Genomic DNA, 9,603 nt, shown 5'->3' with positions numbered 1-9,603 from the left:
CTATAAATCAGTGTTTCTGACACCAGCTCCGTTACGATAAATATGCGCCTGTTTGTTGCTATAAATGCCCAGGAAAGTTGCATTTAGTTTTTTGATTGTAACCAAGTCGTAATAATCAAAAGTATGCAAATCATTTTGAAATTAGTAACATTACGAACTAGCAAGAAGGTGTTTGCCGGATTGTCTCACCTGGTTGTTTAGGCAAATGACCAGTGAAAATGACCGAAAGGAAAGCAATGATCAACAAAGGACTCAAGCGTGGTACTTTGGCCACCGCAGCGAGCCTTGCAGCAGCGCTGGTGCTATCAGGCTGTGCAACCGGAGGGACCACTACCGATTCCTCTGACTCAGGCAGTTCATCAGGTGGCACCGCTGCCGATCCTGTAACTATCCGAGTTGTGGCAGCGCAGTACACCGACGACATGCAGGGTTACTACGACGACTTGGTTAGCCGATTTGAGGCTGACAATGCTGACATCAACGTAGAGGTTGAGGTAGTTAGCTGGAACGACATTGACCAGAAACTAAAGACCATGGTTCAGACCGGTGATCTTCCAGACATCGGAAACCTGAACTACTTCTCTAGCTTTGCTGCTGATGGACTTCTTTACTCCGCAGACGAGCTAGTTCCTGCAGATGTTCTTGCAGACATGGTTCCAACCTTTATCGAGAACTCGAAGTACGAGGGCACTGCGTTCGCAGTTCCAGACCTAGCGTCTGCTCGCCTGTTCTTCTACAACAAGGACATCCTGGCTCAGGCTGGCGTCTCTGTTGACGAGCTAGCAACCTGGGATGGCCTAGAGGCTGCTCTAAAGAAGATCAAGGCTGCAGTCCCAGACGTAGTGCCACTAGCACTGCCACTGGGCCCTGAAGAGGCACAGGCCGAGTTCATGATTTGGGCTAACTCAAACGATGGTGGCGTCTACGCCAACGGCGAGTGGACAATCACTGACCCTAAGAACGTCGAGACCATGGAGTTCCTATCCGGTCTTGTCGCTGACGGCCTAACCAACCCAGCACCAGCAACCTTCAACAGAACAGACGGCGCCTTTGCTCTGTTTGCTCAGGGCAAGGCTGCGATGCTGAATGGTGCGATCTTCCTACCTTCAGTATTGGCTGACCAGGGAAGCACCGTGAACTACGGTTTCACTAACTTCCCAACCAACCGTGCTGACGGTAAGTCCATCACCCTAGGTGTCCAGGACTACTTCTTTGGATTCAAGAAGGATGGAAACAAGGACGCTGTACAGCGCTTCATGTCCTTCCTATTTGAGCCAGACAACTACTCAGCATTCCTAGAGGCAGCCGGCGGCTTCTTGCCAGCGACTGTCTCCGCCGGTGAGGCAATGAGCTCCGATGAAGCACTGGCTCCATACATCGCGGTTCTGCCAAACGCTGTCTTCTACCCAGGATCCGAGGCTTCATGGCCAGCGGTTCAGGGCGAGATGCAGCAGACCATTGGTCTGGCAGTTGCTCCTGGCGCTGACATTCTGTCAGTACTAGAAAACATTGCTAGCAAGGCCGAATAGCCTCTAGCGACAAGATGCAAGGTTGGCGGGGTCCTCATGGGGCTCCGCCAACCGCTTTTTGGCTATAAAGTTTTTGCGAGGAATCGATGAAGAAACTCTTGATGGGTCCAATCCCATGGCTAGCCCCCATGATGATTTTGATCTTTGGTGTGGTGCTCTGGCCCGTCTACGAGATGATTCGCACCTCGATGCTGGATATCTCCAGCTCCGGCAAGGAGCGCGGCTTCGTAGGCCTTGATAACTACGTAGAGCTCTTAGAAAACCCAAACCTCATGGGTGCTGTTTCTAGAACAGTGGTGTGGATGTTGATCGTGGTTTTCTTCACAATCGTCATCTCCCTGGGCCTAGCTCAGCTACTTAATGCAAACTTCCCCGGCAAGCGCTACGTTCGCTGGATCATCATCGTCCCATGGGCATCCTCGGTAATCATGACTGCCACCTCGTTTAGGTGGATGTTGGATGGCTACTACGGACTTCTAAACAGAGTGCTGCTAGATCTAGGCATCATTACCGAAGCTCAGGATGTCCTTGGAAATCCCGACACATCTTTCCCCTGGTTGATCGTGGTTGCGATCTTCGTATCGCTCCCATTCACAACCTTCGTACTGCTTGCTGGTCTGCAAACAATTCCAAACGAGCTCTATGAAGCCGCGAGAGTTGATGGGTCAGGGCCGATCAAGAGTTACCGTGCCATTACTTTCCCGCTTTTGTTCCCGTCGCTGTCGGTAGCGGCTGTCATCAACCTGATCAACGTCTTCAATCAGTTCCCCATAATTTGGATCATCACCGGTGGTGGCCCTGGCTACGAAACCGATACCACCACGACTCTGATGTACAAACTGGCCTTTAGAAGCCAAGAGGTGGGGCAATCGGCTGCGCTCTCAGTTTTGAACTTCGGCATCATCATGGTTTTTGTTCTGATTTACCTCAGGGCAACCGGCTTTATCGGTAAGAAGAAGGAGGACTAGAAATGAAGCTAGCCAAGAAGTCTCTCCTAACCGCTGCAGCCTGGTTTGTTGGGTTTTTGTTCCTTGTTCCATACCTGAGGATGCTCACCACCTCACTAACCCCAGACCAGGAGCTTTACTCAATTCCGGCCGAGTATTTCCCATCACGGCTTGAGTTCTCAAACTTCATCACCGTCTGGGATTCAGCCCCAATTGCCGACTACATCGTCAACACTCTGATAATCGCTGGGGCGGCGACAATTCTGGTCTTGTTGGTGGCCGTGCCTGCGGCCTACTACCTAGCTCGCTTCCGCTTCCGCGGACGTGGACTGGTATTGCTGTTGGTACTTGCAACTCAGATGTTTGCACCGACCTCGATGGTTATCGGCATCTACCGCGAGTTCGTATCCCTTGGCTTGGTCAATACCTATCTGGCTCTGATTCTGGTGAACGCAGCCTTCAACCTGGCCTTCTCGGTTTGGATCCTTAGTGGTTTCTTCTCTGGAATTCCGGCAGAGGTCGAAGAGGCTGCGATGCTTGATGGCTGCTCTAGATGGCAAGTGATGCGCAGGGTCACGCTGCCGCTGTCGCTGCCAGGTCTACTAACCGCCATCATCTTCACCTTCATCGCCGCATGGAATGAGTTTGTGGTGGCGCTGACCCTGACCTCAACACCAGATGTCAGACCGCTAACGGTAGGTTTGACGGGCTTTGTTGGTCTCTATGAGGTGCAGTGGCACTACGTATTCGCAGTTTCGTTGATCGCAATCATTCCGGTTGTCATACTCTTTATTTCAATTGAGAAATGGCTGGTTAGTGGATTGACTGCTGGCAGCATCAAGTAGGGGTCATCAATGTCGCGCAACGAAAGGCTCAATCGCATCCTTGAGCTGGTGTCAAAGCGCGGCGCTCTTGATGTTGAGACCGCAACCAAGCAAATTGGCGTCTCTGCCGCAACCATCAGACGTGACTTTGATGATCTGTCTTCAAGGCAGCTTGTCACTAGAACCCACGGTGGGATCAACGCAGTTGGCAAGGCCTATGAGCTACCTATCCGTTACAAGACCGCCAAGGAATCCAAGGGCAAGGTTCGCATTGCCCGAGCCGCCGCCCAGCTTGTTGAAAACGGGCAGCGAATCGGCCTAAACGGCGGAACCACCACAACCGCTCTAGCGAGGGAGCTTTCGATGCTTCCAAAGTTGCGAGCAACCGATGGAGACATTGGTCTGACTGTTGTCACAAATGCCGTAAACATTGCGACCGAGATGGTGATCAGGCCGTATATCAAAATCGTTGTCACCGGAGGCATCGCAAGACCGCAGAGCTATGAGTTGATTGGCAGCTATGCAGAGACCGTGTTGGATGGCCTTGCTCTAGACATTGCATTTTTGGGCGTGAATTCCTTTGACACGGAAATCGGAGCCTCTGCCAACCATGAGGGCGAGGCCAAGATCGGCCAGCTGTTGGCCAATGCTGCCAAGCGAGTCATTATTCTCGCCACAACAGACAAGGTTGGGTCACAGGCGTTTGCAAGAATTTGTAAACCTGAGCAGGTCTCGGCAATCATGATCGATGAAGCACTTAGCCCTGAGATGCAGTCAAAATTCGACGATGCCGGAATAGAAGTGATTGTCTGTGACTAAGAAACTCATCCACTCGGCTCAACTCTTTGATGGCAGCACCCTCACTCCAAACAGCTGGGCCCTTCTCGATTCACATAGTGCTGTGACGGGGCAGGGGGATAGCTGGCAGCAGCACCAAGCAGGTGCTGAGGTCATAAATGGCAAGAACCAGGTGCTGCTGTCATCACTGTTTGATACTCACTGTCACGGCGCCATGGGTCATGCTGCCCAAAGTGGTCTCGAAGGCATGTTGGCAACCCTTGACTTCAATCACTCCAATGGCGCTGGTGTGAGCCTGCTATCACTGGTCTCCGCAGCTCCCTCGGATGTCATAGATCTTTGCGAACAGGCTTTGGAGCTCAGTGATGACCCCAGATTCCTAGGTCTGCATCTTGAAGGACCCTATATCGCCCAATCCAAGCGCGGTGCTCACAACCCTGAGATCATCGGGCCCCCAACAACCTCAGACCTCAAGACCATCGCCAGCTTTGAATCAGTTCGTTCCATCACCATCGCCCCTGAGCTTTTTGAAACCAGCCAGGTGGACATCTTGCAGGATGCTGGCATCAAGCTCTGCTTTGGTCACTCCGATGCCGGTTATGAGAAATCCCTAGAGTTTTTCACCCGCTACCCCGATGCCGTTATGACCCACGCTTTCAATGGCATGCATGGCATTCATCACAGAGCCCCGGGACCGATCCCCGCTGCCATTGAAACCGGAGTAAGCATCGAGCTAATCGCCGATGGTATCCATGTCCTTCCAGCAGCAGCAATGCTGCTTCCGAGTAAAAAGCTAATTCTCATCACAGACGCCATGGAGGCCACCGGCATGCCAGATGGCGACTATCAACTTGGCAGCATGGTCGCTCACGTCACAGACGGAGTTGCCAGAACAGATTCAGGATCACTGGCTGGTTCAACCCTGGTTCTAAAGGATGCTGTTGCCAACTACGCAGCCTGGTCAAACGATCCTTTGGCAGCGCTAAAGGCAGCAACTACGAACCCGGCAGCAACCTACGAGGCAAAGCTCCCAGAACTGAGCCTGGGAAACCACTTGCTAATCGATTTCTAAAGAGCTTCAGAGGAATACCCGAAACCCCTGGACCAAATTAGGTAGACGGTTGCACCGCTTTAGCCGGCAACCTGCTTGCGGTACTGAGTCTCGATGTCTCTCAGGATCTGAGCCGCAAGTTCTTTGGCCGTATCTTCACCCTGCTGGAACATCTCCACACCCATGGCAAATGCGAAACCTGGAGTCAGGCCTTCGGCAGCATCTGCCTGCAAGGCAGATGTCTTCTGCTGGCCACTGATGGAAACCCTCACCGTGAAGCCATTCTCAGAGACATTTAGATCCAGCAGGTTTGCAAAGGCAAACTCACGTGAGTGGTTTGGGCCCACAAACACCACCCTCTGGTTGGTGAAGATCACCTTGCCAATATCTATGACGGTGACTTCCTCGGGATTCTGAGTGGTCTGTCCATCAAAGCCACCGGCGGTGATGGCGATATTGTCAGTTAGCCCGAGGCTGCCACCCAAGAAACCACCGGACATGGTCGAACCAGAGCTCTTGTATTCGAGGAGAGAAACATTGCTTCTCTCATAGAAAGCCTTTTCGCCAGGCTGCAAGGAGAGATAGAGGTTTTGAAGTGGCTCAAAACCCTGAGTGAACTTCAAGAGCTGTGGCCTTAGTGCATACATTTGCTCGATGTTCTTGGAGGTCTTCTTCTGCTTCCAGATCAGGTAGGCACTTACCCCAACCACTAGCACCACACCCAGGCTGATCCAAAAGGCAGGGGACTCCATCAGCATCAACAACAATCCGAAACCTAGGAAAAGCAGTATCAGCGAACCACAGCCAGCTCTTTGCAAGTTCTCCCCCTTCGCTAACAAAAAGCTTAGGGCGGTGCCCGACATCTATTTCAAAGTGCCTAATTGGCGAAGAATGCTTTGAGATGCTTCCTCAATTGCGGGTCGACAACGTAAACATAGGTGCCTTTGATTCCCCTGGTAAGGAGCACGCGATAAATGTTGAGAGCGTACTGACGAATGTCCTCGTCCGAGTACTTGATTCCAAGCCGGTCGTTGTTCTCTCGGCCCTTTTTGTCAAAGTAGTTCTCTCGGTTGAACGTGATTCGACCGGTTGCTTTGTCGTAGCCAAGGTCTGAACCAATGATCACACCGGCAAAGTTCAAGTCGTAGCCCTGGACTGTGTGGATACTGCCCACTTCATCTGAGGAAGTCTTTGAACTTACCCAGTCAATGGCTGTTCGGTTCCAATGGAACCTCAGACCTTCAATTTCAATGTCGTATCGGGACTTGTCGTCCTTACTGACCCACTCCCAGGCGTAACCAGCAAGAAGTCTTGCGAGACCAAACTCCTCATCACGTTTCTTGAGCTCGGACTGCATCTGAGCAAAGCTCTCAAAGAACCTGAGGTCGTAATCCCCAAAATTGCCAGCTGGTTCAGGTTTCTCGCTCAAGAGCTTCTGGACGAACTCGATGTAGTCACCACCGCCTTGCACACGCATTTGGGAGACGAGCTTGAAAAGGTTGCCTGCCGATAGGGCCTTCTGCTCCAGAGCTTCAACTTGCATCTTTGGGAGGTCTGCGGGACGGATGCTTTGGGCTGAGTCGATAAGCAGGATTCGATTTCTAGCCTGCTTCCGAATCCAATCCAATTGAGTAATGTCAGATCGATCCGCTTCGAATAGTCGAACGTTTATGTCCCTGAACTGCTTGTTTTGCATGCCAGAAGATTGATTAGCGCGTATCCCTAATCTGTGAGCCTCATCAACAATCAGTAAGTCCCAATAGCCCAAGTCGTTTCCAACATCAAACGGGCTAAGAATCATTTTCTTATCAAGCCCTGGGATCTTTGCAAATACATCTTGCACGGTCTTGCGAAGCGACTGCTGAGGAATCACGAGGCCAATCCTGAAACCAGACAGAAGATCTCGGTTGATCGGGGTGAAATATTCACTGAACACCGAGTCTTCGCCCGCAATCTCGTCTGGGAGATGGAGGGCGATGTCTCTGAGGAGTTTGACGAGATAGATCGCCACAATTGTCTTGCCAGTGCCAGGGTCACCTTGAATCACAAGCTCGGTCGAGTCGGATCGTTCTAGGTTCCCAACGAGTCGTTCAAGAATGCCGCTGAGCGCAACTGCTTGGTCGGTATTCAACGCCTTGAAAGGCGAGTACTTGAACAGGTTGCTGTTCACAATCTCTGGAACGCGCCTGGTTAACCAGCCTTCTCTGTAAAGCTCCTCAAACAGCTCGTCGAAACTCTTTCGGTACTCCTCGCGCTGGAAGTAGTCAGCTTCAGTAATCCCGTGGTTTCCGTTCAGAACCTTGAACTTCTCATCAGCTGCGAAGTAGCGAATGAGGTGGGACTCTAAATCTAGGCAAACTGACTTGTTGAACTTCTCGTTCAGGATTATCTGAACTCGCTTCAGGTGCTTGCGCTGCGGAGTAGAGAGGTGTTGATTTAGCCGGGACCCAGCATTGACTGTTTCCCCGATGTAGATCTCGTTGCTGCCGCTGATCGTGTAAACAACCGGCCAATTGCTGTGGACCGAGTCTGCCTTTTGCCATGTCGATATGGCCTCGGAGTCAAAAGGGAGCTTTTCGATCCTAAAGTCGGTCATACTTTTCGCTCTTCCCCCGAGCCTTTTCGACCGGGTACTTTACCCCAGTCTTTTCGAGCTTGTCTAGAACAAGCTCGTTGACATCAAAACCATACTTATCAGCAAGCAAGAGGCAGTAGGTCAGCACGTCAGCCAGCTCTTCGCGAACCGCCTTCTCATCCGCGCTGGAGTCCCATTGATAGCACTCAAGTAACTCAGCGGCTTCAATCGAGATACTTTTTGCCAAGTTCTCCGGGCTGTGGAACTGATCCCAATCCCGCTCTGCCACAAATGCTCTGAGTCGTTCTAGAAGCTCCCCGGTTTCCATCCATCCAAGTTACCCTGCTCCCCAGACAATTTGTCGCCCCTGGGATTACGATCAAGACATGGGGTCATTCAGGTCTGGGGAAATTTATCGGTATCCGTCATCTCGAGATGCGGCTATTCAGTTTGTTGACGGCTTGCCAAACTTCTTTCACGAGACTCGCCTCGATGGAGCAGCGCTCCCCCTGCTCGAAAAGGGCATCTCTCAGATTGCACCACCAAAGCAGCGAATCTCCGACATCACTTTTCCTGCAATTTTGATCTCGAGTTCTCCACATTCACGCGGGTCTGAGTGGAATCCTTGGCATGACGTTTTCGAGACTGATCTTGGCTACGTCAGGTACTTTGGCGACGCAAAAAAACCCGGCAACCCAGGTCTAGCCCCAGGTAACAAGATTCTTCTGGACGACCTCTCGCGCCATACTTCTGGAGATGCTGAAGTGAGAGCGACAGCAACACCCCTGGTGTTTTTTGAGAGGGTTCCCTTTGAAGGTCGCTCATACGGAAACCTCAAATTTCAAGGTTTCGGCGTAATTGAAAAAGCCGAGCTTGTTACACAATTCAATCCTGGACTTGGTTACTTCACCAACTACGTCTTTTCTTTTGCTGTCCTCAGCCTGAGTGATGAAGATGAAGTACTTGATTGGGAGTGGATCAATGATCGGCGATCACCAACCCATAGCCAGAGAGACCTGCTGGCGAAGGCGCCGATCTCTTGGAGGCAGTGGGTCAAGGGTGGAAATCAAAGAATAGAGTCTGTTAGACGGCGAGCCGCATTAGCCAAAGTGGAGAGCGTCGAGTCCCAGAAGCCGCGACCAGGTTCTCGCGAGGAAAAGGCCCTCAAAGACATCTACTCGTTCTACGGAGCAGCAGGCAAGCACCGCTTCGAGCTGTTGGCCAGTCGAGTAGTGATGAGTCATGTGAACTCGTATGGTGGCGGCTACACCGAAGGGTGGGTCACTAGAGGAAGTGGAGATGGCGGAGTCGACTTTGTTGGCAAAGTGCGACTTGGATCAGGTTTTGCAGCCGTTGAAGTCGTGGTCCTCGGCCAGGCAAAATGCGAGGCACCAGACAAGCCAACAAACGGCGTCTCCTTAGCCAGGACAGTTGCGCGTCTAAAGCGGGGCTGGATTGGTGCTTACGTGACTACTTCGTACTTCTCGAGACAATCCCAACTTGAAGTTATAGAAGATGCGTATCCGCTCATCAAAGTGAGTGGCCTAACCCTGGCCACTGAGACGCTCAAGCTTGTCGAAGCAGGCGGCTTCCGCGACGTTTTCGGCTATTTAGAGTCCCTGGAGCTTGAGTATCCGGAAATGATTCGAAACCGGCGGCCAGACGAGATTATCGAGAATTGAGACCGTCCTCGCTCGAGCCAAGCCTCTAAGGCTCGCAATGCCCTCTGGCTGATGTTCTTTGTGATGGGTGTTGTCTCTATGGCTTGGGTGCCAAGGATTCCTGAGATAAAGACCGCTAATGCTCTGACAATGGGTCAGTAGGTGTGTCTGGAATCTAAAGATTTGGCTTCGCAGCCATGGAGTCAACCGTCTCCGAA

At 51.8% G+C, this 9,603-nt stretch carries 9 protein-coding genes; 6 read left to right on the top strand and 3 right to left on the bottom strand.

Annotation, left to right across the window (positions count from 1 at the left end):
* Nucleotides 1–218: 218 nt before the first annotated feature.
* From WAO31_RS06945 to WAO31_RS06925, 5 genes are all read left to right on the top strand, one after another.
* Nucleotides 219–1,529, top strand: coding sequence for an extracellular solute-binding protein (locus tag WAO31_RS06945; protein ID WP_509591858.1), 1,311 nt, complete (start codon nucleotides 219–221; stop codon nucleotides 1,527–1,529).
* 86 nt (nucleotides 1,530–1,615) lie between these two features.
* On the top strand, nucleotides 1,616–2,497 hold the full coding sequence (locus WAO31_RS06940) for a carbohydrate ABC transporter permease (RefSeq protein ID WP_509591856.1): 882 nt from the start codon (nucleotides 1,616–1,618) through the stop codon (nucleotides 2,495–2,497).
* A 2-nt stretch (nucleotides 2,498–2,499) separates the two neighbouring features.
* The gene (locus tag WAO31_RS06935; protein ID WP_509591854.1) at nucleotides 2,500–3,321 is read left to right on the top strand and encodes a carbohydrate ABC transporter permease; all 822 of its coding nucleotides are present in this window, start codon (nucleotides 2,500–2,502) and stop codon (nucleotides 3,319–3,321) included.
* A gap of 9 nt (nucleotides 3,322–3,330) precedes the next feature.
* Nucleotides 3,331–4,119 carry a DeoR/GlpR family DNA-binding transcription regulator gene (locus WAO31_RS06930; RefSeq protein WP_509591852.1) on the top strand — a complete coding sequence of 263 codons (789 nt, stop codon included), beginning with the start codon at nucleotides 3,331–3,333 and terminating at the stop codon, nucleotides 4,117–4,119.
* Nucleotides 4,112–5,170, top strand: coding sequence for an N-acetylglucosamine-6-phosphate deacetylase (locus WAO31_RS06925; protein ID WP_509591850.1), 1,059 nt, complete (start codon nucleotides 4,112–4,114; stop codon nucleotides 5,168–5,170). The genes WAO31_RS06930 and WAO31_RS06925 overlap by 8 nt, the downstream gene beginning before the upstream one ends.
* 59 nt (nucleotides 5,171–5,229) lie before the next feature.
* Here the strand turns inward: WAO31_RS06925 and WAO31_RS06920 are convergent, their stop codons facing one another.
* The 3 genes from WAO31_RS06920 to WAO31_RS06910 are packed head-to-tail and all read right to left on the bottom strand — an operon-like array spanning nucleotide 5,230 to nucleotide 8,052.
* A complete protein-coding gene (locus WAO31_RS06920; protein ID WP_509591848.1) occupies nucleotides 5,230–5,967 on the bottom strand; it encodes a hypothetical protein in 738 nt (245 codons plus the stop codon).
* 59 nt (nucleotides 5,968–6,026) lie between these two features.
* Entirely contained in the window at nucleotides 6,027–7,745 is a 1,719-nt protein-coding gene (locus tag WAO31_RS06915; RefSeq protein ID WP_509591846.1) for a DNA/RNA helicase domain-containing protein, read from the bottom strand.
* A complete protein-coding gene (locus WAO31_RS06910; protein WP_509591844.1) occupies nucleotides 7,732–8,052 on the bottom strand; it encodes a nucleotide pyrophosphohydrolase in 321 nt (106 codons plus the stop codon). The genes WAO31_RS06915 and WAO31_RS06910 overlap by 14 nt, the downstream gene beginning before the upstream one ends.
* A gap of 58 nt (nucleotides 8,053–8,110) precedes the next feature.
* On the opposite strand from WAO31_RS06910, the gene WAO31_RS06905 reads away from it, so the two are divergent.
* On the top strand, nucleotides 8,111–9,406 hold the full coding sequence (locus WAO31_RS06905; protein ID WP_509591842.1) for a restriction endonuclease: 1,296 nt from the start codon (nucleotides 8,111–8,113) through the stop codon (nucleotides 9,404–9,406).
* The last annotated feature ends 197 nt before the right edge of the window (nucleotides 9,407–9,603 follow it).

Source organism: Rhodoluna sp. (assembly GCF_049276775.1).
GTDB lineage: Bacteria > Actinomycetota > Actinomycetes > Actinomycetales > Microbacteriaceae > Rhodoluna.
This window is presented reverse-complemented; position numbering and strand designations above follow the sequence as displayed.

Bases quoted from the DNA above. Each gene is read 5' to 3' on its own strand.
- WAO31_RS06945 (WP_509591858.1), top strand. From the start codon at position 219: ATGACCGAAAGGAAAGCAATGATCAACAAAGGACTCAAGCGTGGTACT.
- WAO31_RS06910 (WP_509591844.1), bottom strand. From the start codon at position 8,052: ATGGAAACCGGGGAGCTTCTAGAACGACTCAGAGCATTTGTGGCAGAG.
- WAO31_RS06915 (WP_509591846.1), bottom strand. From the start codon at position 7,745: ATGACCGACTTTAGGATCGAAAAGCTCCCTTTTGACTCCGAGGCCATA.
- WAO31_RS06935 (WP_509591854.1), top strand. From the start codon at position 2,500: ATGAAGCTAGCCAAGAAGTCTCTCCTAACCGCTGCAGCCTGGTTTGTT.
- WAO31_RS06930 (WP_509591852.1), top strand. From the start codon at position 3,331: ATGTCGCGCAACGAAAGGCTCAATCGCATCCTTGAGCTGGTGTCAAAG.
- WAO31_RS06905 (WP_509591842.1), top strand. From the start codon at position 8,111: ATGGGGTCATTCAGGTCTGGGGAAATTTATCGGTATCCGTCATCTCGA.
- WAO31_RS06940 (WP_509591856.1), top strand. From the start codon at position 1,616: ATGAAGAAACTCTTGATGGGTCCAATCCCATGGCTAGCCCCCATGATG.